At 57.7% G+C, this 23522-nt stretch carries 24 protein-coding genes and 3 pseudogenes; 11 read left to right on the top strand and 16 right to left on the bottom strand.

The window, feature by feature from the left end; translation table 11 throughout:
* Window positions 1–99: 99 nt before the first annotated feature.
* The gene (locus tag N8E89_RS11225; protein WP_262259910.1) at window positions 100–453 is read right to left on the bottom strand and encodes a winged helix-turn-helix transcriptional regulator; all 354 of its coding nucleotides are present in this window, start codon (window positions 451–453) and stop codon (window positions 100–102) included.
* Between the two features lie 90 nt (window positions 454–543).
* Between N8E89_RS11225 and N8E89_RS11220 the strand changes: the two genes are divergently transcribed.
* Both N8E89_RS11220 and N8E89_RS11215 read left to right on the top strand, forming a co-directional pair.
* Complete coding sequence (locus tag N8E89_RS11220) at window positions 544–1104, top strand: NADPH-dependent FMN reductase (protein ID WP_106664357.1); 561 nt, start codon at window positions 544–546, stop codon at window positions 1102–1104.
* A gap of 68 nt (window positions 1105–1172) precedes the next feature.
* Window positions 1173–1850 (top strand): glutathione S-transferase family protein, encoded by a 678-nt coding sequence (locus tag N8E89_RS11215; protein WP_262259907.1) that lies wholly within the window; start codon window positions 1173–1175, stop codon window positions 1848–1850.
* Window positions 1851–1858: 8 nt separating this feature from the next.
* On the opposite strand, the gene N8E89_RS11210 is transcribed toward N8E89_RS11215, so the two are convergent.
* A complete protein-coding gene (locus N8E89_RS11210; protein ID WP_106664359.1) occupies window positions 1859–2212 on the bottom strand; it encodes a VOC family protein in 354 nt (117 codons plus the stop codon).
* Window positions 2213–2220: 8 nt separating this feature from the next.
* Window positions 2221–2631 (bottom strand): SRPBCC family protein, encoded by a 411-nt coding sequence (locus N8E89_RS11205; RefSeq protein ID WP_106664360.1) that lies wholly within the window; start codon window positions 2629–2631, stop codon window positions 2221–2223.
* Window positions 2632–2915: 284 nt separating this feature from the next.
* Between N8E89_RS11205 and fumC the strand changes: the two are divergent.
* Together fumC and N8E89_RS11195 are read left to right on the top strand one after the other, a co-directional pair.
* Window positions 2916–4306 (top strand): annotated as a pseudogene (gene fumC / locus N8E89_RS11200) (class II fumarate hydratase).
* Between the two features lie 109 nt (window positions 4307–4415).
* Window positions 4416–4802, top strand: a complete 387-nt coding sequence (locus N8E89_RS11195) for a DoxX family protein (RefSeq protein WP_106664362.1) — start codon at window positions 4416–4418, stop codon at window positions 4800–4802.
* Between the two features lie 59 nt (window positions 4803–4861).
* On the opposite strand, the gene msrA is transcribed toward N8E89_RS11195, so the two are convergent.
* From msrA to N8E89_RS11165, 6 genes and pseudogenes are all read right to left on the bottom strand, one after another.
* Window positions 4862–5551 carry a peptide-methionine (S)-S-oxide reductase MsrA gene (gene msrA, locus N8E89_RS11190; RefSeq protein ID WP_106664363.1) on the bottom strand — a complete coding sequence of 230 codons (690 nt, stop codon included), beginning with the start codon at window positions 5549–5551 and terminating at the stop codon, window positions 4862–4864.
* Between the two features lie 21 nt (window positions 5552–5572).
* Window positions 5573–6067, bottom strand: a complete 495-nt coding sequence (msrB, locus tag N8E89_RS11185; protein WP_106664364.1) for a peptide-methionine (R)-S-oxide reductase MsrB — start codon at window positions 6065–6067, stop codon at window positions 5573–5575.
* Between the two features lie 113 nt (window positions 6068–6180).
* A complete protein-coding gene (hisG, locus tag N8E89_RS11180; protein ID WP_106664365.1) occupies window positions 6181–6876 on the bottom strand; it encodes an ATP phosphoribosyltransferase in 696 nt (231 codons plus the stop codon).
* A complete protein-coding gene (locus N8E89_RS11175; RefSeq protein ID WP_106664366.1) occupies window positions 6873–8015 on the bottom strand; it encodes an ATP phosphoribosyltransferase regulatory subunit in 1143 nt (380 codons plus the stop codon). Before N8E89_RS11175 ends, hisG begins: the two co-directional genes overlap by 4 nt.
* 6 nt (window positions 8016–8021) lie before the next feature.
* A pseudogene (gene hisS, locus N8E89_RS11170) lies at window positions 8022–9648 on the bottom strand (histidine--tRNA ligase).
* A 109-nt stretch (window positions 9649–9757) separates the two neighbouring features.
* Window positions 9758–10414 carry a DNA-3-methyladenine glycosylase I gene (locus N8E89_RS11165; RefSeq protein ID WP_106664368.1) on the bottom strand — a complete coding sequence of 219 codons (657 nt, stop codon included), beginning with the start codon at window positions 10412–10414 and terminating at the stop codon, window positions 9758–9760.
* A 185-nt stretch (window positions 10415–10599) separates the two neighbouring features.
* Here N8E89_RS11165 and N8E89_RS11160 point away from each other — a divergent pair, with 185 nt between their 5' ends.
* Window positions 10600–11385, top strand: a complete 786-nt coding sequence (locus N8E89_RS11160; protein WP_106664369.1) for a L,D-transpeptidase — start codon at window positions 10600–10602, stop codon at window positions 11383–11385.
* 72 nt (window positions 11386–11457) lie between these two features.
* Here the strand turns inward: N8E89_RS11160 and glcF are convergent, their stop codons facing one another.
* From glcF to N8E89_RS11145, 3 genes are read right to left on the bottom strand one after another with little or no spacing between them, the layout of a single operon-like run.
* On the bottom strand, window positions 11458–12783 hold the full coding sequence (gene glcF / locus N8E89_RS11155) for a glycolate oxidase subunit GlcF (protein WP_106664370.1): 1326 nt from the start codon (window positions 12781–12783) through the stop codon (window positions 11458–11460).
* Between the two features lie 2 nt (window positions 12784–12785).
* On the bottom strand, window positions 12786–14006 hold the full coding sequence (locus N8E89_RS11150; protein WP_410010371.1) for an FAD-binding protein: 1221 nt from the start codon (window positions 14004–14006) through the stop codon (window positions 12786–12788).
* The gene (locus N8E89_RS11145) at window positions 14000–15496 is read right to left on the bottom strand and encodes an FAD-linked oxidase C-terminal domain-containing protein (RefSeq protein ID WP_262259903.1); all 1497 of its coding nucleotides are present in this window, start codon (window positions 15494–15496) and stop codon (window positions 14000–14002) included. Before N8E89_RS11145 ends, N8E89_RS11150 begins: the two co-directional genes overlap by 7 nt.
* Window positions 15497–15627: 131 nt before the next feature.
* On the opposite strand from N8E89_RS11145, the gene N8E89_RS11140 reads away from it, so the two are divergent.
* Entirely contained in the window at window positions 15628–16527 is a 900-nt protein-coding gene (locus N8E89_RS11140; RefSeq protein ID WP_106664373.1) for a LysR family transcriptional regulator, read from the top strand.
* On the opposite strand, the pseudogene N8E89_RS11135 reads toward N8E89_RS11140, so the two are convergent.
* Window positions 16528–17836: pseudogene (locus N8E89_RS11135) on the bottom strand (DUF3422 family protein).
* Window positions 17837–18039: 203 nt separating this feature from the next.
* Between N8E89_RS11135 and N8E89_RS11130 the strand changes: the two are divergent.
* Both N8E89_RS11130 and N8E89_RS11125 read left to right on the top strand, forming a co-directional pair.
* The gene (locus N8E89_RS11130; RefSeq protein ID WP_106664374.1) at window positions 18040–18825 is read left to right on the top strand and encodes a FadR/GntR family transcriptional regulator; all 786 of its coding nucleotides are present in this window, start codon (window positions 18040–18042) and stop codon (window positions 18823–18825) included.
* Window positions 18822–19559 carry a metallophosphoesterase family protein gene (locus N8E89_RS11125; RefSeq protein ID WP_106664375.1) on the top strand — a complete coding sequence of 246 codons (738 nt, stop codon included), beginning with the start codon at window positions 18822–18824 and terminating at the stop codon, window positions 19557–19559. Before N8E89_RS11130 ends, N8E89_RS11125 begins: the two co-directional genes overlap by 4 nt.
* 8 nt (window positions 19560–19567) lie before the next feature.
* Here the strand turns inward: N8E89_RS11125 and N8E89_RS11120 are convergent, their stop codons facing one another.
* Window positions 19568–19708 carry a hypothetical protein gene (locus N8E89_RS11120; protein WP_170117032.1) on the bottom strand — a complete coding sequence of 47 codons (141 nt, stop codon included), beginning with the start codon at window positions 19706–19708 and terminating at the stop codon, window positions 19568–19570.
* Between the two features lie 172 nt (window positions 19709–19880).
* On the bottom strand, window positions 19881–20582 hold the full coding sequence (locus tag N8E89_RS11115) for a type 1 glutamine amidotransferase (RefSeq protein WP_106664376.1): 702 nt from the start codon (window positions 20580–20582) through the stop codon (window positions 19881–19883).
* Window positions 20583–20655: 73 nt separating this feature from the next.
* Between N8E89_RS11115 and N8E89_RS11110 the strand changes: the two genes are divergently transcribed.
* Entirely contained in the window at window positions 20656–21264 is a 609-nt protein-coding gene (locus N8E89_RS11110; protein ID WP_106664377.1) for a hypothetical protein, read from the top strand.
* On the opposite strand, the gene N8E89_RS11105 is transcribed toward N8E89_RS11110, so the two are convergent.
* Window positions 21265–22164, bottom strand: a complete 900-nt coding sequence (locus N8E89_RS11105; protein WP_262259900.1) for a DMT family transporter — start codon at window positions 22162–22164, stop codon at window positions 21265–21267.
* Between the two features lie 133 nt (window positions 22165–22297).
* On the opposite strand from N8E89_RS11105, the gene N8E89_RS11100 reads away from it, so the two are divergent.
* Together N8E89_RS11100 and N8E89_RS11095 are read left to right on the top strand one after the other, a co-directional pair.
* Complete coding sequence (locus tag N8E89_RS11100) at window positions 22298–22735, top strand: Lrp/AsnC family transcriptional regulator (RefSeq protein WP_106664379.1); 438 nt, start codon at window positions 22298–22300, stop codon at window positions 22733–22735.
* A gap of 23 nt (window positions 22736–22758) precedes the next feature.
* Window positions 22759–23493, top strand: a complete 735-nt coding sequence (locus N8E89_RS11095) for a 16S rRNA (uracil(1498)-N(3))-methyltransferase (RefSeq protein ID WP_106664380.1) — start codon at window positions 22759–22761, stop codon at window positions 23491–23493.
* Window positions 23494–23522 lie beyond the last annotated feature (29 nt).

The raw sequence follows: 23522 nt of genomic DNA, 5'->3' as shown, positions 1-23522 counted from the left end.
GGCGGGTTTCGACCCGCCTTTTTTCATTCGTCCGGCGAATGGAGCTATTCAGCAGCTTGTGCGAAGGGAGTCTGGGGTTCCTTGCCGCCGTTAGCTGCATCAGAATCGAGCGCGGGCTTCGCTGACGCGCTGCTCGTTTTTGATCGCCCAATCTCCAAGCGCTTTTACCGGCACCAGCAGATCGCGTCCCAAATCCGTCAGCTCGTAATCCACACGTGGCGGAATGGTCGGATAAACTGTCCGGGTCACAAATCCGTCGCGTTCAAGACCACGCAACGTACTCGTCAGCATCTTTTGAGAGATACCATTGATTGTCCGCTTCAGCTCGTTGAATCGCATCGACCCATTGCCGAGATACTTGACGACCATCACCGTCCATTTGTCGCCGACGCGTGCGAGGAGATGGTGAACCGCCGCACATGCAGGGGTTACTTCGAAGTGATCTGGTTTCAAAAAAGTGCCTCCTTGCGACCGTTTCGAACAGTCACTTATATAGCGCCGGTCACAAATAGTTACCATCCCCCAAGATGAAGGATTCATGAAATGGCTAAAGCTAAAATCGGTATCATTATTGGCAGCACACGTATCGGCCGTTTCGCCGAATTTCCTGCCAAATGGATCGCTGAGGTTGCCGGCAAGCGTGACGATGTCGAGGTGGAGATCGTCGATCTTCTTGACTATCCGATGCATTTCTTTGCTGAAGAGCGTACCACGACGGAGCAAAACGAAACCGCGGAGCGGTGGAAGAAAAAGCTGCGGGAATTCGATGGCTTCGTCGTGACCGTCGCCGAGTACAATCACGGCCCGACCGCCGTGTTGAAGAACGCCATCGATCTTGGTGAGTTCTCGCAACGTCCCGTCGGCTTTGTCGGCTATGGCGGCGTGGGCGGTGCCCGTGCAGTGGAACAGCTTCGTCTGATCTTCGTTGAAATGGGCTCGGCGTCGGTCAAGACCGGGGTTCATATCTCTTATCCCGAATATCTGACCGTCGTTAAAGGCGAGAAGAAACTTGGAGATTATGCGCATCTCAATGAGGCAGCCGACAACCAGCTCGCCCAGCTTGTCTGGTGGGCGAATGCTTTGAGAGCTGCTCGCGCAGCCTGATTCTCGGAAGGGCGGCGGCTTCGGCTGCCGCTCGTTTCATTTGCGGCCATCATCCGGAGAACCATGCCTTGTCTTCCCTCACCCTCATCAGCCATCCTCTTTGCCCCTATGTGCAACGCGCAGCTATAGCCCTTGCCGAAAAAGGCGTTCCATTCGAGAAAATTTACATTGACCTGCAGACGAAGCCCGACTGGTTCCTAAAAGTTTCGCCGCTTGGAAAGGTACCGCTGCTGCAAGTTCCCCGGCCGGATGGCAGCGACGCAATTCTCTTCGAGAGCTCGGTCATTGCCGAATATATCGATGAGTCTCAACCCGGACCGCGCTTGCACCCGCAAGACGCCCTGACGCGTGCCCGCCATCGCGGCTGGATGGAATATGGCTCCTCCATTCTCTCCGAGATATGGGGGCTGGAAACGACCAGGGATGTGCGTGTCTTCGAAGAAAAGCGCAAGGCTCTCATCGACAAATTCGGGCGTGTAGAAGACGAACTCGGCGATGGCCCCTTTTTTGCGGGCGCCAATTTCAGCCTGGTCGATGCGGTCTTCGCGCCCGCCTTCCGGTATTTTGATACGTTCGATGAGATCAGCGACCTTGGGGTGTTTGCGAACTATCCCAAAGTTCGCGCATGGCGCAAGGCACTTGCGGCGCGGCCTAGCGTGCAAACCGCAGTAACGGTCGAGTATCCGCAGCTGTTACGCGAGTTTCTGAAGAAATACGACGCTTACATGCTGACACTGGCGTCCTGATCTGGATCCTATTTATCTGACCAGACCGCAAGCTCATATCCATCGGGGTCGGCGAAATGAAAGCGCCGGCCGCCGGGGAAACTGAATACGGGTTTCAGGATTTTTCCGCCCGCTTTCTCGACTCGCTTCAATGCATCTGCAAGATTATCGGCAAAGAGGATGACCAGCGGGCCGCCCGATCGGACTTCGCCTTCTGACGTAAAGCCGCCCTTAAGACCACCATCGGAAAATTCGCAATAGCTGGGGCCGTAATCAGTGAAGGTCCAGCCGAAGGCATCGCCATAGAAGCGGCGCGCGCGCCCAATATCACTCACATTGAATTCGATATAGTCGATACGTTTGTCTTTGCCTGAACTTGCCATATCTTTTCTCACTCTATGAGTTGTGCTTCGAGCAGATCCTTGAGCTTCTGCAGATCTCGCTTCACCCACGCGGCATCGGCAGTGAATTTCTCATCGTCCATGCCCGGCAGGCGAAACAGGGTGAAGGTGACCTCGCAGCTGTCACCATTGGCAACCGCCCGCAGCGGAATATAGACTTCCTCACCCGTTTCTGTGGTCACCCAATGATCGAGAACACCAAACTTGTTATCAGGTGCGAACCGCAATCGAAGCTTGCCAGAGGGACTATCGGCCAGCCATTCGTCACCGGATTTCTGCAAGCCGGATGTAAGGCCTGACGCCCATTCTGGCAGGTGTTCCGGAACACTGGCGTAGTCATAGACATCACGCCAATTGCGGCCAATGGAAATCTGAAGGGTTCGCGCTTCATGTGTTGCCATGATGTCCTCCCCACACATCAAACTTTCAATTCAAAATTAGCACGAACCAGGAAATTAGTCAGATAATGTCACTCGCATGCGTACTTTCAAATGACCAAGGCAGTCTTGCGAATAGGGCGCTAGCCGTTGCGCACATGTGCGGGGCGCCTCAAGTGGCTTTTTGCCTTTAATCGATTTTATCCCAAACCCGCGTGAATTCCAGGTCGGCATTCCACTCTCGAACCTTGCCTCTCGCGGAGCTTCGCAGTAGTGCTTGCGCCAACTCCCAACAGGAAAAATACACGATGAGCTCTACCCGTACCGAAACAGATACTTTTGGACCCATCGAAGTCGCTTCGGACAAGTATTGGGGCGCACAGACGGAACGCTCGCTGCATAATTTCAGGATCGGCGGCGAGAGGATGCCGATCCCGCTCGTGCGCGCCCTTGGCATTGCCAAGCGAGCCGCTGCGGAAACCAACATGGCACTCGGGAAGCTCGACGAAGTGCTTGGCCGCGCCATCACCGTCGCTGCGGAAGAAGTCATCGAAGGTAAGCTCGACGAGCATTTCCCGCTGGTTGTCTGGCAGACGGGCTCGGGCACACAGTCGAACATGAATGCGAATGAGGTCATTTCCAACCGCGCCATTGAAATGCTCGGCGGAACCAAGGGCTCGAAGAAGCCGGTTCATCCAAACGATCACGTCAACATGAGCCAGTCCTCCAACGACACGTTTCCGACTGCGATCCATATCGCCACGGCCGTGGAGGCAACCGAACGGCTCTATCCCGCGCTGGACCATCTGACTGCCGCGTTGGCGAAGAAGGAAAAGGCATTTGCCGACATCATCAAGATCGGCCGAACCCACACGCAAGATGCAACGCCCGTTACACTCGGTCAGGAATTTTCGGGCTATCGCGCGGCGCTGGAATTCGCGCGCAAACGCATCGAGCAGAGCCTTGCCGACGTCTTCCTGCTGGCACAGGGGGTACGGCCGTTGGGACCGGCCTCAATGCGCCTGTCGGCTTTGAAACAGGTTTTGCCGAAGCGGTTTCCGATATTACCGGCCTGCCGTTCAAGACCGCCCCAAACAAGTTCGAGGCACTCGCGAGCCATGGCGCCCTGGCTAACTTCCATGGCAGCCTCAATGCACTGGCAACGGACCTGTTCAAGATCGCCAATGACATCCGCTTCCTCGGTTCTGGTCCGCGTTCCGGTCTCGGCGAATTGAAACTACCGGAAAACGAGCCCGGCTCGTCGATCATGCCGGGCAAGGTCAACCCGACGCAGGCCGAAGCGCTGACCATGGTCGCGGCGCAAGTTTTCGGCAATCAAACAACGGTCACTGTCGCTGCCAGCCAGGGCCACTTCGAACTCAACGTGTTCAAGCCGGTCATTGCGCTGAACGTTCTTCAGTCGATCCGCCTGCTCTCGGATTCCATGGTCTCCTTCGCAGACAACTGTGTCGAAGGCATCGAAGCTGATGAAGCCCGCATCAAGGACCTGCTTGAGCGCTCGCTGATGCTCGTCACAGCACTGGCGCCGGCGATTGGCTATGACAATGCGGCAAAGATTGCCAAGACTGCCCACAAGAACGGCACGACCTTGCGTGAAGAGGCCCTCGCCAGCGGTCACGTCTCGGCTGAAGATTATGACCGCCTTGTTCGTCCAGAACGTATGATCGCACCAGAGTAGGAATCGAATATCATTTTACTGTGAACAATCTGTCGAGAAAATGGTGGCTTTGCTTGACAATCGAATCTAGATATTGGGCTGTAACGACAAACCCCGGAGAAGTTTCCTAATGTCCAACAATGCTATTGTTACGCTTGTCAGCCGCATCCTGCTTTCGATCCTGTTCATTCCCGCTGGTTTCGCCAAGCTCACAGCTATTGGCGGCACAGCGGGCTATTTCGCCTCCAAGGGGCTCCCACTGCCAACAATCACTGCCGTTATAGTCGGCCTGGTTGAACTTCTTGGCGGTCTCGCCGTTCTGGTTGGCTTCCAGACTCGCTACGCCGCAGTCCTGCTCGGTTTGTTCACGATCGGCGCTGCCCTCGTCGGTCATCTGGTTCCCTGGGATCAGGCGAACCAGATAAACTTCTACAAGAACCTCGCGATTGCCGGCGGTTTTTTTGTGCTGGCTCAGCATGGGGCAGGCGCACTATCTATCGACGCCAAGCGCGGCTGATCGATCCGATACTGAACAAGAAAAAGGCCGCTTCGAGCGGCCTTTTTTGTTGCGTTGTCTCAGTTCGACGCTTTGTTCTCACTGACCAGCACAGGGTTGTCGCGGTAATCCTGCGGGAATAATTTGCTCAGGTTTTCGATCTTCGGGAGATCGTAGTAAGCGATGTAAGGCTGCGAAGGATGGATCGTCGCATAATCCTGGTGGTAGGCTTCGGCGGGGTAGAATTCTTCCAGCGATGAAACCTTCGTAACGATCGGACCCGAGTAGACCTTGGCCTTGTCGAGCTGAGCGATATAGGCTCTCGTAATCTTCTCCTGCTCGCTGCTGGTCGTGAAAACCGCCGAGCGATACTGTGTGCCGGAATCCGGTCCCTGCCGATTCAACTCCGTGGGATTGTGCACCACGGAAAAATAGACTTGCAGTATCTTGCCAAGGCTGACGACTTTCGGATCAAAGGTTACTTCCACCGACTCCGCATGTCCGGTGTCGCCGTTGCTCACAAGTTCATAATTTGCGGTTTCCTTCTTGCCGCCCGAATAACCGGAGACAGCGCTCGTTACACCCTTCATGTGCTGGTAGACCCCTTGGACGCCCCAGAAGCAGCCACCGGCAAGGACGATGGTCTCAGGCTTCGCGGAGGCCGTCTGATCGACCGCAGGTGGCGGAACCATGGTGACAGTTTCGCCAGCAAGCGCGCATCCGGGAGAAATCAAGATCGTCGCAGCGAGCAGGAAATGATAAACTTTCATGGATCTGGGTCCTTTGCTATCTCAGGCAGCTGCCGGTTTGAATGTCAACGCGACGCCATTCATGCAGTAGCGCAGGCCAGTCGGCTTTGGCCCGTCATCGAAGACATGACCGAGATGGCCACCGCAGCGATGGCATTCGACCGCTGTACGCGTCATACCGAAGGAAGGGTCGGGAATCTCGTTTACCGCGCCCTTGATCGGCATCCAGAAACTCGGCCAGCCGGTGCCGCTTTCGAATTTCGTATCTGAATCAAAAAGTGGGAGGTCGCAGCCGGCGCAGGCAAAAATGCCTTTACGCTTTTCGTGATTGAGCGGGCTGGTGAACGGGGCCTCCGTCCCCTCCTCGCGCAGCACGTAATATTGTTCGGCGGTCAGGAGTTTCTTCCACTCCGCATCCGTATGCTTGATTTCGAACGGGCCTGCCGCACGCGCGACTGGTGCGCCAGCAAATCGTGTCGCGACGAATGCGCCGAGCCCCGCTATCGCACCGCCAAAAAGCGTTCGACGTGTCATCATGACTGAACTCCTAGCGTTACTATACCGATCATATTCGGTCTTCTGCTGGGAAATACGTATGGATCGCTGGAAAGGTTACAGAACTCGCTCTAAATCACGCAGAGTTGATAGGATCAGCCGGCCAGAGCCGCCTTAATGCGCTGAGATAGTTCCTCAACAGCATTGGCGTCGGTGGTGCCGCGCGACGAAACCAGGCACGCCTGCGATTTGAGGATCACGCCATCATCCAGAACCTTGAGATGGTTGGCGTGCAAAGTCGATCCGGTCGAGGTGATATCCACAATGATATCAGCGGAACCTGAAGCAGGAGCGCCCTCGGTCGCGCCGAGGCTCTCGACTATGCGATAGACCTGGATTCCATGCATTTGCGAGAAGAACTGCTGGGTCAACCGCCAGTATTTCGTGGCAATGCGCAGACGGCGGCCATGGCGCTGGCGGAAATCCGCGGCGACGTCATCGAGATCGGCCATTGTCGACACGTCATACCAGACGTCCGGCACGGCAACGACAACATCCGCATGGCCAAAGCCGAGGCGGGCTTCGACTTGCACCCGCTCATCGGCAGACGACAGCGTTTCGCGGATGAGATCTTCACCTGTCACGCCAAGATCAACGCTGCCATAGCCAAGCTCGCGAGCAATCTCGGATGCCGAGAGAAACAGGATATCGATCTGACTTTCGCCTTTGACCTGCGCCCGGTAGCTGCGCTGATCTTTCGGCAGGATTACGCTCAAGCCCGCGTTTTCAAGGACTTCGAGGGCCTTTTCCTTGAGGCGGCCTTTGGAGGGAAGCGCCAAGGTGATGGTCATTGCGCATCTCCTGAAACACTCTCGGCAATTTGCTCGAGCCGGTCGAGCCAGATCGAAAATCCGACACCCGGAATGGACCCTACGGCGCCGAGCATCGTCAACAGACGATCATAGCGGCCGCCGCCGACAATAGCGCCTGTGCCGGCGTATTTCAGCGCACGGGTCTCGTAGACCAGCCCGGTATAATAGTCGAGCGGGCGGCCGAATGCGGCATCATAGATGATCGTCTCGTGCCCGATTCCCGCCTCGATAACAGAGGCCGCGCGCGCCTCGAATTGTTCAAGTGCAGGGCCGAGGTCGAATTCGTTCGAACGCGCGAAGCTGAGCAATTGGCCCGCGGCAGATTGCAGCGGCACGCGAATGGCAAGAAAGGTTTCCAACGCCGAGAATGCCTTGGCCGGCAACTTTACCGAAGCGAGCGTTGATTTCTCGATCAGCCGACGCGCAATTTCTATCGGCGCGCGACCAGCACCAGGCGAAATCCCCGCGATTTGCATATCCTGTTCCAACTCAGCCGCCAAACCGGCTTCGTCGCCCTTTGCCACGAGCACTGCAAGACGATCCGGCAGCGCGCCATTTTGGCGATCGGAGGAAAGGTCTTCAAGCAAACCTTTCAATTGCCCAGGATTGCCGAAGGCGCGTGCAAGCTTCTTCTGCCAGCCGCGCGGCAAGCCAAGTGCTGCCAGCACTGCCTCAAAAATTGCCTGGTCACCGAGCAGGGTTTCCAGTTCCGCGTGCGGCGCAACAAGCCGGATGGCAGCCAAGGCATCGGCAAGCGAACGCGCATCGGCACGGGCCCGGTTGGCATCGCCAAGATCCTCGATCCCGGCCTGAAAGAACTCGTTGCCGCCCTCGCGGCGCTGGCGGAACACCTCACCGAGGTAGGCATAGCGTTTCGGCGTCGCGGCGTTGCGTTCGATATGATTTCGGCAAACGGGAATGGTAAATTCGGGCCTGAGGCACAGGCTCTGGCCGTTTTCGTTCTCGGTCAGAAAAATCCGGCGGCGCAGGTCTTCACCGGCCATGTCCAGAAACTGGTCTGCCGGCTGGATGACCGGAATATCGACAAGCTCCGCATCCCGCCCAGCGATAAGCGCGGCAAGTTCGCCAGAAAAAGCAGGGGCGCGTGAAGCGGTCATCGGAAACTACTGACCCTTCGATGCGTTGGCACGATCTTCGGCCTGCGCCTCGAGTATCTTGCGCACCTCGGCCACGAGATCGCCTTCCTTGGCGGTGACCTGCGCCGGACGGCTTTCACGCCACGTGACATTGTCCTCGATCTCAGCCGAAAGGCGTGCGCCTTCGATCAGGTCCTTGATCTGAACTTCGCCGTTGTCGCGTTCCTGCGACCCCTGAATGATGACGCAGGGTGCGCCACGGCGATCAGCATATTTCATCTGCGGCTTCATGCCCGAACCGCCGAGATACATTTCGGCGCGAATACCGGCCTGACGCAGATCCGAGACCATCCTCTGGTAGCGGCCGAGGCTTACTGTATCACGGTCCATGACCAGAACGACGACAGGGCCGATGTTGTCGGAAGTGTCGAGCTTGCCGAGGTTCTTCAGGGCGGTCATCAGGCGCGAAACGCCGATCGAAAATCCGGTTGCCGGAACCGGTTCGCCGCGGAAGCGCGAGACCAGGCCGTCATAACGCCCGCCACCGCCAACCGAGCCGAAGACAACTTTCTCGCCCTTTTCATTCGTGACGTCGAAGGTGAGTTCGGCTTCGAAGACCGGACCAGTGTAATATTCCAGACCACGTACGACCGAGGTTGTAATCCTGATGCGCTGTGTCCCATAGCCCGCTGCTCTCACGAGGCTGCTGATTTGGCGAAGTTCGTTCAACCCCTCTTGGAAAAGCGACAGCTTGTGGGAACCGCTCCTCATAGACGTCAAGAAAGCGGGGATTGGCGATGACTAAGGGTTGTGAACTCTGGCCGCCTTGCAGCAATGCATCATCCTGCATCACTTCATCGGGAGACATTTGCATAAAAAAGTCGGGTGCACGGTCGCTCGCGTGCGTGAAAAGGAGCATGATCGTATCAATGGATTCTTCGTCGAGCCCCGCACCCTTCGTGAAATCGCCCTCACCTTCCTTACCGCCATCCCACCGGCCGGCGCCAAGCAGCAGGCGCACGCCTTGTGGGCCGAATTTGTCGAGCTTGTCGATTGCCCTGAGCACCGTCAGCCTTCGGCCAACATTCTCGTCGCCGCCGAGGCCGATTGCCTCCAGCACCCCGTCGAGAACCTTGCGGTTGTTAACGCGGATCACATAGTCACCGCGCTTGATGCCCAATGCCTCCATGACATCGGCCATCATCATGCACATTTCCGCGTCCGCCGAGACAGAAGGCGCACCGACCGTATCGGCGTCGAACTGCATGAACTGGCGGAAACGGCCCGGGCCCGGCTTCTCATTGCGGAACACCCAGCCGGCACGATAGCTGCGATAGGGCTTTGGAATACTCTCGAAATTCTCGGCGACATAGCGTGCCAGCGGCGCGGTCAGATCGTAGCGCAACGACAACCACTGCTCGTCATCGTCCTGAAACGAGAACACGCCTTCGTTGGGACGATCCTGATCCGGCAGGAACTTGCCGAGCGCATCGGTATATTCGATCAGCGGAGTTTCGACGGGCTCGAAGCCATAAAGTTCGTAGACCTTGCGGATCTGCGCCATCATCTTTTCGGCGGCGCGCAGATCATCGGGCGCACGGTCCACGAAACCGCGCGGCAGCCGCGCTTTTACCCTGTCTGCCTTTGTTGCCATGATGATGATCCAAACCTTTGAAATTCTAGCGATTGCCGGAGCGCGTTTGCTCTAGACTATCAACGCTTCAAGGGCAAGGATTGATGACCCTGACAAAGGATACGCGACTCTATGAAGCCGGAACCGGTCTCTTGAACCTGGCTCGCAGCCTCTCGATCTCCTGGCGGCACTTGCAACCTTCAATGTGATCATTGACAAGGCCCATCGCCTGCATGTGCGCATACATCGTCGTCGGACCAACAAAGGTCCAGCCACGCTTCTTCAGGTCCTTGGACAGGCGGATCGAGGTTGGTGATGTCGGGTTTGCAATGAGGGTGGGATAGTCGACAATCTTGGGGCGCTCGTCTGCCGGTGGCTCAAACTGCCAGAAATAGGCAGCGAGTGATCCCGTTTCCTTGACGAGTTCAATGGCGCGCTTGGCGTTGTTGATCGCGGAATTGATCTTGCCGCGATGGCGGATGATACCTGCATTGCCCAGCAGCCGCTCCACATCCTTCTCGCCATAGCGCGCGATACGATGATAATCGAAACCATCAAAGGCTTCGCGGAAGTTCTGGCGCTTGCGCAAGATGGTCAGCCAGGAAAGGCCGGATTGAAATCCCTCGAGGCAAATCTTCTCGAAAAGCCGGGTGTCGTCGGTGACGGGCCTGCCCCACTCATGATCGTGATAGTGAACATATTCAGGCAATGTTCCGGGCCAGAAGCACCTGATGTCGCCATCCTCGCCGGTGATCAGGCCAGTCTTGACCGGGGTATCGTCTTGCATTTCGCCTGCCTTTTTCGAATGTTAACCAGTTTTGAAAACCTGCCGGTAACCACACCAAATGGTTTCCGCAAAGAATCGCATTTTATTGATCGCGATTCACTTTTTTCTACCTGAGCGCAGGCAAACTCAATCCGAAAACTGACAAGACCTGTCAGCAGAGTTTGCACGCCTAGAGAAAAGACCCGATGAGAATTGCATATTTGCTACTGACATCCTGCCTAACGGCCGGCATTGCCACCGGGGCGATGGCGAGTGAACGCTACGCAACACGCCCGCCAGTTGTCATGAGCCCGGATCTCTCGGCACCTTGGGTGATGCAGCTGCGCGCAAGGCCAGTGGGCTCGCCGGTCAATCCGCGCAATTATGTGGTTTTCAGCGAGCCTCCTGCACGCGGATATACCAAGCAGCGCAATCGTAAAGTTGCCCCAGCAGCCGGAAATCCGGCAGTTCGCGAAGTGTCATTCCAGCGCCCCGAATCGCCCGCGAACGACCGGCAGCCGAAGAAGCGGGCGATGGACCCTGAATTCCTGCCGCAGACAGTTGCCTATGACGGCCCCGAGAAGCCTGGCACCATCGTTATCGATACGTCACAACGTTTCCTTTTCCTGGTTGAAGCCGGCGGAACGGCCCAACGCTATGGAGTCGGTGTGGGCAAGGAAGGTTTTGGCTGGTCCGGCACCAATACGATCAGCCGCAAGGCCGAATGGCCCGACTGGAATCCACCCGCATCGATGATAGAACGCGAGCGACAGAAGGGGCGCATCATACCAGCGCATATGGAAGGCGGTATCGCCAATCCTCTTGGTGCACGCGCGCTTTATCTCGGCTCGACCCTGTATCGCATTCACGGCACCAATGCTCCCTGGACCATTGGCCATGCCGTATCCAGTGGCTGCATTCGCATGCGCAACGAAGACGTCACGGACCTCTACGAGCGCGTCAATGTCGGTACCAAGGTTATTGTGAGATAGCAGTTCTGGGGGCCGGCACCGGGGGCGGTGCCGGGAACTGGGCAGCGGTTCCCTCGGAACCGCTGCCCTCTTTTATTCCGCCTGCAAGAACGCTGGTGCGGCGATACCTTCCGGCTTGGGGCCGCCATAGGCCCAGTCGAGCAACTCCACGGTATGCACAATCGGCAGCTTCGAACCGCTGGCGATCTGGGTGATACAGCCAATGTTGCCGGTAGCGATGAGGGTGGCTCCTGTAGCTTCAATGTTCTTCACCTTGCGGTCACGAAGCGTACGCGCAATCTCTGCCTGCATGATGTTGTAGGTACCGGCCGAACCACAGCAAAGATGACCCTCAGCGGGCTCCTTGACGATGAAACCTGCCGCTTTAAGCAAATCCTTCGGCTGGCGCGTGATCTTCTGCCCGTGCTGCATCGAACAGGCGGAGTGGTAGGCAACGGTGAGGCCCGCCGGTTGCTTTGGCGCCGGCAGGTCGAGCATTGCCAGATATTCGGTGATGTCCCTGGCCAGTGCGGAAACACGTGCTGCCTTGTCCTTATAGTCGGGATCGAGCCGCAGCATGTAGCCGTAATCCTTGATCGTCGTGCCGCACCCCGACGCCGTTACCACGATCGCATCGAGACCGCCCGCATCGAGTTCACGCATCCAGACGTCCACATTGCGGCGGGCCTCGTGGAGTGCTTCTTCCTCGCGGCCCATATGGTGCACCAGCGAACCGCAGCAACCCTCGCCCCCTGGTACGACGACTTCGATGCCAAGCCGTGTCAAAAGCCGGATCGTTGCCTCGTTGATGCCTGGCTTCAACACCGGCTGGGCGCAGCCAGTAAGAATTGCAACCCTGCCTTTTTTCGCTATCTGAGATGCATGCGAACCGGGCCGGGCAAAGCGCGATTTCGCGGGAACGGACTTGGGCGCAAGCTCGAGCATTGCGGCCATCGGCTTCAACGCCGGCACGGATCTGAACAGTGGAGCGAAGGGACGGCCAAGTCTTGCAACACTGAGGGCGAAACGAAAACGGCCGGGATAGGGCAGGACAAGAGCAAGCAGCGCGCGGGTCAGCCGGTTGATGACCGGGCGCTTGTAGGTCTTCTCGATGTGGGCACGGGCGTTATCCACGAGGTGCATGTAGTTGACACCCGAAGGACAGGTTGTCATGCAGGCGAGGCACGACAGACAGCGATCGATGTGCTTGACGATCTGCTCATCCGCCGCGCGGCCATTTTCCAGCATATCCTTGATGAGATAGATGCGGCCCCGCGGGCTGTCGAGCTCATTGCCCAACGTAACGTAGGTCGGGCAAGTGGCGGTACAGAAGCCGCAATGCACACATTTGCGCAGAATCTTTTCCGACTCTGCGACGCCGGGGTCCAGCAACTGCTCGGGGGTAAAGTTTGTCTGCACGTCTATACTCCTGCGACCATGCGGCCCGGGTTCAATATTCCGCTCGGATCGAACTGCTGCTTCAGCCGCTTGGAAAGGGCGGCCAGGGACGCTGGCTGCGGTTCGAATACCGGCAGCGCTGCCCGTATGCTCGTCGGCGCGCGCACCAAAGTTGCATGACCGCCACCATATTTGCGGACCAGCGCACGTACGGCTTCTGCTTCTGGCTCACCTTCCATGCGCAACCAGACGAGGCCGCCCTGCCAATCGTAATAGGCATCGACAGCGGCTCCCATGCGGAGGGAGGCGACAAGCTTGTAGGCTTCCATCGGCACCATGGAAACCCGCCACACCGGGCGCTCGGTGCCGTCGGCAAACGGGACGACGTCACGGATTTCCTGCCAGAGCTTGCGGGATCTTTCGCCGGAAATGGTATCAATCGTCCCGGCAGACGCCAGAAGGCCCTTCAACATTGCCACTCGATCAGCGACGGAGGGCGCGAACCCCTCAAGGCGCAGCACGGTCGAAGCCTCCCCATTCAGCGCTCCGTCGAGGACCCGCCCTGCAACATTGATTGGCAAATGCGCCGCAGATGCCACCTCGCCGCTTGAACCCATGGCAATCGCCATGGCGCGGCCTGCTTCATCGTCGGCAAGACCGCGAATGACAAGCGTCGTCTCGGTCTCCGGAGCAGGGAGGACCTTGAACGTTATTTCCGTGGCGATGCCGAGTGTCCCCCAGGAATTGGCCATCCCCTTCGACAAATCATAGCCCGTGACATTCTTGACGACACGGCCGCCGGATTTGAACAGTTCGCCACGTCCCGACACCACGCGCACGCCCAGCACATGATCACGGGCGGAACCGGACTTCAGGCTACGCGGTCCACACAAATTGGTCGCCAGGAGGCCGCCGAGGCTGCCCTGCCCCGCAAGCTTTCCCAACAGCGGGCCATAATCCATCGGCTCGAACTGGAATGCCTGGCCATTGGCCGCAAGCAATGCTTCCAGTTCGGCGATCGGCGTACCTGCCCTGGCGCCAAGGACCAATTCGTCTGGCTCGTACAACGTCACGCCCGAATAACCCGAGAGCATAATTGTATGCTCGGTCTGTAAAGGGCGGCCGAGATCCCGCTTGGAGCCCTGACCAACGATTTCGACAGGCGCCTGCTCTGCAACCGCCCATTGGACAGCTTCGACGATCTCGCCTTCGGCGTGAGGATTGAATGTGGTCACGCCTAGAATCTCGGAATGTCAGGAAACGGCACCTGACCATGATGCACGTGCATACGGCCAAGTTCAGCGCAGCGGTGCAATTGCGGAAATACCTTGCCGGGATTGAGCAAGTGCTTGTCATCGAAAGCGCATTTGACCCTGATCTGCTGCTTGAGATCGGTTTCGTTGAACATCTCCGGCATCAGGTCGCGCTTTTCCACACCGACGCCATGTTCTCCCGTCAATACACCGCCGACCTTGACGCAGAGCCGCAAGATATCGGCGCCAAAATCCTCGGCCTTATGCAGCTCTTCCGGTATATTCGCATCGTAGAGGATGAGCGGATGCAGATTGCCATCGCCAGCATGGAAGACATTGGCAACGCGCAAGCCATATTTCTCTGACAGTTCGCGCATGCCCGCCAGCACTTTCGGCAGCTCTTTTCGCGGGATCGTTCCGTCCATGCACAGGTAGTCTGGCGAAATGCGCCCGACTGCCGGAAAGGCCGCCTTGCGCCCTGCCCAGAATGCCATGCGCTCCTCTTCGCTTTGCGACACCACGCAGGTCGTTGCACCATTTTTCCGTCCGATTGTCTCAACCATACTGATCAAGTGATCAACTTCGACCACGGGACCATCCAGTTCGATGATCAGCAGGGCTTCCACATCGAGGGGGTATCCCGCATGGACGAAGTCCTCGGCAGCGTGAATGGCAGGGCGGTCCATCATCTCCATGCCGCCCGGAATGATGCCAGCCGCGATGACATCGGCGACGCATTGACCAGCTTCTTCGCTCGTTGGAAAACCCACCATCAGCGCGCGCGCACTCGTCGGCTTCTGCAGGATGCGCACGGTCACTTCCGTGACAACTCCAAGCAGCCCTTCCGAACCGGTCATCAGGCCGAGAAGGTCATAACCTTCGGAATCAAGATGCTTTCCACCGAGCCGCACAACTTCGCCGGTGATCAGCACCATTTCGAGGCCGAGCACGTTATTGGCAGTGAGACCATATTTGAGGCAATGCACGCCGCCGGAATTTTCCGCCACGTTACCTCCAATCGAGCAGGCGATCTGCGACGACGGATCCGGCGCGTAGTAAAAGCCTTCATGCTCGACTGCCTTGGTGATGCCGAGATTTGTCACGCCCGGCTGCACCACGGCAACACGGTTTGGATAGTCGATTTCGAGGATCCGGTTGAAGCGCGACAGGACCAGCAACACCGCATCTTCCAAGGGCAAAGCCCCGCCTGACAATGACGTTCCGGAGCCGCGAGGGACGACTTTCACATTGTTTTCGTAGCAATATTTGAGGACTCGTGATACCTGCGCCACCGTTTGCGGCAGGACGACGACCAGGGGCAGCTGGCGATAGGCCGTAAGGGCATCGGATTCGAAGGCGCGCATTTCGTTGGTGACATCAACCACGCCTTCGCCCGGCACGATGGCTTGCAATGCCGCAACAATCTCTGCACGGCGAGACATGGTCGCGTTATCGGCTTTCGGCATGAGCAATCCGGCCATCTAATCTCGTACTCCCTCGCACCACTGGTAAACTATGTTTACCTCTTGCGCTTCAGTCTTGTAAAGATGCGTTTCTTCGCACGCCCGTCTTTGCACTTGACCTTATCATGGACCGCCGGAAGAGTGCGCGCATGAGCGAGTTCAACGATATGGAAATTTTTGCGCGCGTGGTTTCTGCCGGGAGCATGTCGGCGGCAGGACGGGAGCTTGGACTTTCTCCCGCTGTCGTTTCCAAGCGGTTGCGGCGTCTCGAAGAGCGGCTGGGTACTCGGCTTCTGCAGCGCACGACAAGGCAGATCGCCCTGACGGAAACCGGTCAGGGGTATTACCAGCGCGTGCTGGCGATCCTGTCAGGGGTCGAGGAAGCAGAGGCCTTCGTCTCGCGCCGCTCGGAGCAAGCGCACGGGCTGCTGAAGGTCGCCGTGCCGACGACATTTGGGCGTATGCATATTGCTCCGCATCTCGAGCCATTCATGCGAGCAAATCCCGACCTTTCAGTCAATCTCGTGCTTGCCGACGAATTCGTCGATATTGTCGGCGAGGGTTACGACCTTGCCATCCGCATTGCCGAACTATCAGATTCAAGTCTCGTGGCGCGCAAGCTCGCGCCCGTAGAGCGCTTCCTTGTAGCAGCACCGCGCTATGTCGCAGAACATGGGACACCGAGATCTTTTTCCGATCTAGAGAATCACGTCTGCCTTGCTGCCCACAACGGCGATCCATGGCGGCTTGTCGGGCCCTATGGTGCCGTCAGTTGGCGCCCGGCTGGTCCGCTCCTGACGAACTCCAGCGAGGTGGTGCGGGAAGCCGTGCTCGGCGGACTGGGTATTGCTTTGCGCTCAACCTGGGATATCGGGCCGGAACTCGCAGCAGGCTTGCTTGTGAGAGTTCTTGGAGATTACGCGGCGTCACGCAACATCGCGATCTATGCCGTGTATCCCTCGCGGCAGTACCTGCCGGCGAAAGTACGGCTCTTCATCGACTATCTCGCGGCGCTTTACGGACCAATCCCGCCTTGGGATCGGAATTGATCAATCGTCCGCGTGGGATTTGCGTATGGCCTTGACGACGTACCACATGGCCAGAATGGCGATGGGAACAAAGATCGCCGTCAGCACAGAGGCATGCAGTTCGGGAATATAAGTTTCCGCACCCTTGGCGAGATAGTAGAACAGCCCAACGACATAATAGGAGATCGCTGCAACCGAGAGCCCTTCGACCGTACGCTGCAATCGCAACTGCAATTGCGCACGCTTGTCCATTGAACTGAGCAGGTCACGGTTCTGGCGTTCAAGCTCCACATCGACGGATGTGCGCAGCAATGTCGCGGCGCGGGAGAGCTTTTCTGAAAGGCTCTCCTGGCGTCCACTGACCGAACGGCAGGTCCGCATGGCCGGTGCCATGCGCCGCTGGATGAATGCTCCCCACGTTTCATATCCCGTTACCGGCTCTTCCTGCAGTGCGGCCAAACGCTCCTGGACGATGCCGTTATAAGCTCGGCTCGCACCAAAGCGATACAGGCTGGACGCCGCGTCGGCTTCCAGTTCCGCCGCAAGGGAGGTCAGTTCATCAAGCAATTTGTGGCTGTCTGAAGTCGAATCGCGCATTTCGTTGGTAAGGCCGGCTAGCCGGTCTTCGATCCGCCGGATCTCGCGGCGAAAGCGAATGTGCCAGCGGCAAGCCAAGCATGGCGAGCGTCCGGTAGGTTTCGATCTCGATGACGCGTTGCGATAACGCTCCGGCACGAGCGGGCGACAGGCCATTGTCGAGAATCAGGATGCGCGTCATACCATCGCGGTCCTGCCGGAAGTCAGTAACGATCGAGGCCAAGCCGTTCTCGACATCGCTGTAGCACAGGCTCGCAGGATCGAATTCCGAAACCAACGCGAGCGCATTTCGATCCTTCTTGATGATCTCCAGCCGCACGCCGTCAATCACCGTGCCGGGTGGGTTGAAACCGTGTCCGAAAGGATGCTGGGCAGCATTGTTGTTACGCGGTACCGGACCTTCCCAAAGGTAGGTCGAGAACTCCGTATGCCGCTCCCAGCGTAATGTGCCATTGCCCCACGGCATGATGTGGTGCCGGGCGTCGCGGGCCGGCGGCGCAATGCCAATACTGCGACTGAGTTCTCCCAGTACAGCGTGATCGACGCTCGATCCGCCTTCGGTCATGAAGGCGAGCTGGATCAACAGGCGCGGCGTATCCACCAAGGGGTAGGGTCGCGCATGTACTTCGCCAAGCGCAATGGCGCGCTCCGCATGCGCGGGAAATCCCATGACACCACCTGGGCTCGGCGCAGCGCTCGCAAGCGCTGTTACTGGCTTCAATCTCTTCCCCATCGTCCCCTGACCGGTCTTTTCTTCGCTGATCGGCTGTCACGGGATCGTGAACGGATTGAGCTGCGCTTTCAACCGTTTCTCATACCAAAGGCTGCGGCAAATAGGACCACGATCCCTTCAGAAATTGGATCATTTAATTGACCAGTTTCGTTCTTTGCCGGTACGATATGACTGCAAGTGTTTTCTGCGGATCGAGATCATCCATGAGCAGCAGCCCCATCTTCGCCCGCATCCAGTCTACGCGCACGGCTACTGACATTGTCAGCCAGATCGAGACGCTCATCCTTGAAGGAGTGCTGCGCGTTGGCGACCGTCTGCCGGGAGAGCGTGATCTCTCCGCTCAGTTCGATGTTTCGCGACCTATCCTGCGCAGCGCGCTCAAAACACTGGAAGCCAAGGGCCTGCTCACGACTCGCCATGGCGGCGGAACCTTTGTCGCTGATGTCATTGGCGAGGTGTTTTCCAAGCCGATGATGGACCTCATCTCCAGCCACCGCAAGGCGGCGGCGGATTATCTCGAATATCGCCGCGAAATCGAAAGCATCGCGGCCGACTATGCGGCCCAGCGTGCCACCGAGGATGACCGGCTTTTGCTCCACCGCATCATGGCGGCGATGGAGCAGGCTTACGAGACCGATGACTTCAAAAGGGAAGCGGAACTCGATGTGGAGTTGCACAATGCCATCGGCGAGTGCGCGCACAATATCATCCTGTTACATACGCTGCGCTCGTGCTACCGGCTGCTGGCCGATGACGTCTTCTACAACCGTACGGTAATTTATGGATTTCCCGGTGCACGCGCCAAGCTCCTTGCACAACACCGGGCGATATTCGATGCGATCATGGCGTCGGACCCGGCAGGAGCGCGTACAGCCGCACGCGAACACATCGACTTCATAGAGCAGGCACAAAGAGAAGCGGTGCGCAGCAGCGCCTGGCAGGACGTCTCCCGGCTGCGGCGCAATCAGCGGGAGTTGAACTCGAAATGAACACCGTCGACTTCAAACATGCGCGCGGTCCGGACAAGTTGCGGGTCTATGCGATTGGCGATGTGCATGGCCGGCTGGATCTATTGCAGGCGATGCACCGGCGCATTCTGGTTGAGAATGAAAAATCTCCGCCGTTTGACTGGGTCGTTGTCCACCTCGGCGACTATGTCGACCGGGGCCCCGATTCAAAGGGCGTGCTCGATCTATTGGTCAAGCTACAGAAGAAGACACACCGAATGTTGACGCTCGCGGGAAATCACGACGTTGGTTTACTCGAGTTTCTTGCTACAGGCGACGGCTACGGGCTTTTTGCGCGTAATGGCGGGCGTCAAACAGCGCTTTCCTATGGCATTAATATCGATTTCGAAGACCCGGGTTCTGTCGCAGCGGGACGGAAGGCGCTGGCCGATGCAATTCCACAGTCGCACGTCCAATTCCTGCGCGGTTTGCAGCGATCAATGGTTTTTGGTGACTTTTTCTTTTGCCACGCCGGGATCCGGCCTGGCGTCGACCTTGACCATCAGGACCCCGAAGATTTGATCTGGATCAGATGGGAATTTCTGGAAAATCCACATCTTCACCCCAAAATCATCGTCCATGGCCACACGCCTGTCAGCGACGTGGAAGTCAGGACGAACCGGGTCAATCTCGACACCGGCGCCTATGCCAGTGGCAGGCTCAGCGCGATTGCGATCGACGCAGGAAACAAGTTTTTCCTGGAAGTGAGCGTGTAGAACTGACCTCAGCGTGAAGCCGTGCTGACGCCGTAGCCGTCGCTGGAAACCGCATGTCCACCGGCATCGACCGAGAACAGCCCTGCGCCCATGAAGAGAATGGCTGAGAGCATTACGGCGGTCAAAAGTGCAGCACTCTTGGTGGTCATTTGGTCGTTTCCATCGTTTGTCTTGGCCTGGCTTCATGCCAGTTAACCAGTGCGGCCACTACAGGACACGAACATTACCAACTAGTGAATCAAAGACACGCTCCACATGAATCGTGGCGGGGGGATCTAACTCAGAATTGGGCTGTTGCAGAGTTGCAACTGAATCGCGGAGTCACGCGATCAACTTGACCCACGCGCGAGCAAGCTCCAGGCCAGCCGCATCTGCAGCGGTTCCATGACGGCCGGCATGAGCTTCGAAGTCATCCAGCCATTGCGCATGATTTGTTGCGATCTGATCATGGAAGACATGCGTCCACTCTTGCACGAGCCTTGTGTCGGCTTCGAAGTGAAACTGGATGCCGTAGACAGCGCGGCCGATACGAAAAGCCTGGTTTGCTGTCATGGCACTGGACGCGAGGTGAACTGCACCGTCGGGCAACGAGAACGTATCACTATGCCAGTGAAAGATCGGAAATTGCTGGGGGACTGACGAGAGAACGGGATCTGACACAGCCTCAACCCTACACGTTACCTCATGCCAGCCGAATTCAGTCGGCCGGCCAATAATATTGTGCCCACCGTAGCCGCGCGCGACCAGTTGGCTGCCGAGACAAATGCCGAGTACGGCCTTGTTGGAATCGCCGAACCGCTTGATGAGCCGCGCCAATGCGGGAAGGTAGGGATAGTCGTCGTCGGCAAGGGCATTCTGATCGCCGCCGAGGACGACCAGCGCTTCATGATCAGAGGCATCGGCGGGCAGAGCTTCTCCAAGATAGGCTTGACGCAGATCAACCATAGCGCCCGCCTCGTCCAGTGCGTGGCCAACCTGTCCTAACCCGGTATGCTGATAGTTCTGAACGACGAGAACGCGCATGAAGCCTGCCTGACTGATCGCAATGACTGGGATTCTCGGATAGCATGGGCCCCCAAGAGTCGGAAGCCGTCAAATGCCCCTGCAAAACCGTGTCACGCCCTTTGGCGATATTGTCGCAGTTCCTCAGCGCGGTTTGCTGATGGGCAATCGCGGCATCATTCACGATCCGGCAACCCGGACCTTGCTGAAAAGACGCTGGACGACCCGAGCCTGGATTATCTGCGTGTGTGAATTCAAAGATGTGCGGCGGGACGTGATGGCTCGCCGCAGCTGGACCGAACTGTTCTTCTTTGACGAAGCGGCGGCGCTGGCGGCGGGGCACCGGCCCTGCTTCTATTGCCAGCGGCAACGGGCAAAATCCTTTCAGGCGGCCTGGGCGGAAGGAAATACAACCGCTGCTTTATCGGCTCCAGCGATAGATAAAGTCCTGCATGGTGAGCGGATCGACGCCAAAGGCGGCAAACGGCATCATCATATCGAAGGTTCGATCGCTGATTTACCAGATGGCACCATGGTTGCCAGCGGCGACACTGCCTATGTAGTCATGGAGGGCGAGACGCATCTTTGGTCATGGGAAGGCTATGCACCATCGCAGACACCCCCCATGAATGTCTCGCTGCTTACGCCGCCTTCGACCGTTCGGGCCTTGAGAGCGGGCTATGATCCGCTCATCCGCTTGTAGTCAGGCCCTGATATCGGCGGGGACTGATCTGCGGAATGTCCAGCCGAGGCTGGTGCCGGCAGCGGCGATCAGGATAGCGGCGGAACCGACCAACTGGCTCGGCTGCAACGCATGTCCGAACGTAATGTAGTCCACCATAATGGCAGCGATTGGATAGATGAAGGACAGGGAGCCGGTAATGTGCGTCGGCAGCCTTTGGATTGCGCTGTAGAGCAGGATATACATCAAGCCGGTGTGAACCACACCAATCGTTACAATACTTGCCCACTGGCCTGTGCTTTGCGGCAGGCTCGTGAAGTCGGCAAGCGGCACGAGCATGATAATACCGACGCAGACCTGGATAAGCGCGATAAGGTGCGGCGGCGTACCCTTCAGGCGCTTCGCAACGATGGAGGCGATCGCATAGAGGAAGGCAGCACCGAGCGACAATGCAATACCGGTCATGTAGTCCGAGCCGCTATAAGCACCACCAGGCTTGGCCTGCACGATCAGGAGCATGCCGGCAAAGGCAAAGCCAAGCCAGAACAGCTTGGTGGCCGTGAGCTTCTCCTTGAAAATTAATGCGCCCAAGCCAACCAGCATGAACGGCTGGACATTGTAGACCGTCGTGGCGATGGCGATGGATGCGCGGGAATAGGCAGCAAAGAGCAGCACCCAGTTCAGCACGATCGCGACGCCGCCAATGACGGCAAGGCCGAAAAGCTTGCGCGAGATGACATCTGGCCGCAGCAGGCCCAACGCTGCACAGACCGCGAGCAGCGTGACGGCTCCAATGGCGCAGCGCCAGAAGACGACGGACAAAACCGGCTGACCGGACATCAGTACGAACCAGCCGATTGTCCCTGAAATGATCATGGCGGCAGTCATTTCGACACTGCCTCTGAACAGATCTTTTTCCATGTCACCGCTCCATTTCAACAATGGGTGAAGACTATGCGGCGGACATCCAATTTGATATAAGTTGTGAAAGGCGAAAATTGCACTTCACCTTTATATTGCAGGTAAATTTGGCGAAGCACCTTACGAGGAATCCATGCTTGACGAACTTGACCGAACGATCATCGAGATTCTCATCGATGACGCACGCATATCGTTGAAGGAACTCAGCCAGAAGGTGGGGCTTTCTTCTCCGAGTGTTTCGGAGCGTTTGCGGCGGCTGGAAGAAAAGAAGGTGATCCGCTCGTTCACCGTTGATATCGATCCGGTGGCGCTCGGCTACAGCCTGACGGCAATCGTGCGGGTTCGTCCCCTGCCCGGCATGTTGCATATCGTCGAAAGGCTGATCAAGGAGACGCCCGAAATCACTGAATGCGACAAGGTCACGGGCGATGACTGTTTTATCGGAAAACTGCAGTTTCGAACGATGGAGCAACTCGATACGATTCTTGACCGGCTGGCGGAAAAAGCCGAGACAAACACCTCGATCGTCAAGTCATCACCGGTCAAACGCCGCTTGCCGCCTCTCTCCTGAACCGCTGCTCCACTGGAAATACCATGCGTGCCAACTACAAAATGCAGAGGCTCTATGTCACCGCCGGTCTGACCGCTGGAAAGCGCGCCGAGACCGGTCCTGAGGCCATCAATTACCTTGCCAATGTGCTGCGGATGAAGGAAGGCGATGAAATCCTTGCCTTCAACGGTCGCGACGGCGAATGGCGCGCGGCGCTGCGGTTTGAGAGCAAGAAGAAGCTGTCACTGGAGCCACTGGAACAGACGCGCGAGCAGCCTGCCCCACCCGATCTCATTTATTGTTTCGCCCCGCTGAAACAGGGCCGGCTCGACTATCTGGTGCAGAAGGCGGTGGAAATGGGCGCCGGCACCTTGCAGCCGGTCGTCACCCAGCACACACAGGTCCCACGTATTGGAATCGAGCGTATTGAAGCCAATGCAATCGAGGCAGCAGAACAATGCGGGGTACTGGCGATCCCGCAGACGCGCGAGCCGGTGAAGCTGGAAAAACTGCTCGAAGGCTGGGATGGCAATCGCCGCCTCATCTTTTGCGATGAGGGACACGAGACGTACAATCCCCTGCCACTGTTGCAATCACTTCCACGAGGGCCGCTTGGTGTCCTCATTGGACCGGAGGGCGGCTTCTCGGATCATGAGCGTCAAGTTCTGCGTAAATTGCCCTTTGTCACCGCAATCCCGCTTGGCCAGCGGATCCTGCGCGCGGACACAGCGGCCGTTGCAGCACTCGCTCTGATTCAGGCGACAATCGGCGATTGGTGAGATACAAATTCTCTTGATAAGAGCATAAG

The sequence above is a fragment of the Phyllobacterium sp. A18/5-2 genome (assembly GCF_025452215.1).
In the GTDB taxonomy this organism is placed as follows: Bacteria; Pseudomonadota; Alphaproteobacteria; order Rhizobiales; family Rhizobiaceae; genus Phyllobacterium; species Phyllobacterium sophorae.
Note: the sequence above shows the minus strand (reverse complement) of the source record. Positions and strands in the feature narration are given on the sequence as shown.

What these genes read in the sequence shown, in the direction of transcription:
- N8E89_RS11220 (WP_106664357.1), top strand. Translation starts at nt 544, where the DNA reads ATGGCTAAAGCTAAAATCGGTATCATTATTGGCAGCACACGTATCGGC.
- N8E89_RS11210 (WP_106664359.1), bottom strand. Translation starts at nt 2,212, where the DNA reads ATGGCAAGTTCAGGCAAAGACAAACGTATCGACTATATCGAATTCAAT.
- N8E89_RS11115 (WP_106664376.1), bottom strand. Translation starts at nt 20,582, where the DNA reads ATGCGCGTTCTCGTCGTTCAGAACTATCAGCATACCGGGTTAGGACAG.
- msrB (WP_106664364.1), bottom strand. Translation starts at nt 6,067, where the DNA reads ATGATGACACGTCGAACGCTTTTTGGCGGTGCGATAGCGGGGCTCGGC.
- N8E89_RS11175 (WP_106664366.1), bottom strand. Translation starts at nt 8,015, where the DNA reads ATGACCGCTTCACGCGCCCCTGCTTTTTCTGGCGAACTTGCCGCGCTT.
- msrA (WP_106664363.1), bottom strand. Translation starts at nt 5,551, where the DNA reads ATGAAAGTTTATCATTTCCTGCTCGCTGCGACGATCTTGATTTCTCCC.
- N8E89_RS11160 (WP_106664369.1), top strand. Translation starts at nt 10,600, where the DNA reads ATGAGAATTGCATATTTGCTACTGACATCCTGCCTAACGGCCGGCATT.
- N8E89_RS11110 (WP_106664377.1), top strand. Translation starts at nt 20,656, where the DNA reads ATGCCCCTGCAAAACCGTGTCACGCCCTTTGGCGATATTGTCGCAGTT.
- N8E89_RS11125 (WP_106664375.1), top strand. Translation starts at nt 18,822, where the DNA reads ATGAACACCGTCGACTTCAAACATGCGCGCGGTCCGGACAAGTTGCGG.
- N8E89_RS11120 (WP_170117032.1), bottom strand. Translation starts at nt 19,708, where the DNA reads ATGACCACCAAGAGTGCTGCACTTTTGACCGCCGTAATGCTCTCAGCC.
- N8E89_RS11100 (WP_106664379.1), top strand. Translation starts at nt 22,298, where the DNA reads ATGCTTGACGAACTTGACCGAACGATCATCGAGATTCTCATCGATGAC.
- N8E89_RS11145 (WP_262259903.1), bottom strand. Translation starts at nt 15,496, where the DNA reads ATGGCCGGATTGCTCATGCCGAAAGCCGATAACGCGACCATGTCTCGC.
- N8E89_RS11105 (WP_262259900.1), bottom strand. Translation starts at nt 22,164, where the DNA reads ATGGAAAAAGATCTGTTCAGAGGCAGTGTCGAAATGACTGCCGCCATG.
- N8E89_RS11165 (WP_106664368.1), bottom strand. Translation starts at nt 10,414, where the DNA reads ATGCAAGACGATACCCCGGTCAAGACTGGCCTGATCACCGGCGAGGAT.
- N8E89_RS11205 (WP_106664360.1), bottom strand. Translation starts at nt 2,631, where the DNA reads ATGGCAACACATGAAGCGCGAACCCTTCAGATTTCCATTGGCCGCAAT.
- N8E89_RS11140 (WP_106664373.1), top strand. Translation starts at nt 15,628, where the DNA reads ATGAGCGAGTTCAACGATATGGAAATTTTTGCGCGCGTGGTTTCTGCC.
- N8E89_RS11095 (WP_106664380.1), top strand. Translation starts at nt 22,759, where the DNA reads ATGCGTGCCAACTACAAAATGCAGAGGCTCTATGTCACCGCCGGTCTG.
- hisG (WP_106664365.1), bottom strand. Translation starts at nt 6,876, where the DNA reads ATGACCATCACCTTGGCGCTTCCCTCCAAAGGCCGCCTCAAGGAAAAG.
- N8E89_RS11130 (WP_106664374.1), top strand. Translation starts at nt 18,040, where the DNA reads ATGAGCAGCAGCCCCATCTTCGCCCGCATCCAGTCTACGCGCACGGCT.
- N8E89_RS11195 (WP_106664362.1), top strand. Translation starts at nt 4,416, where the DNA reads ATGTCCAACAATGCTATTGTTACGCTTGTCAGCCGCATCCTGCTTTCG.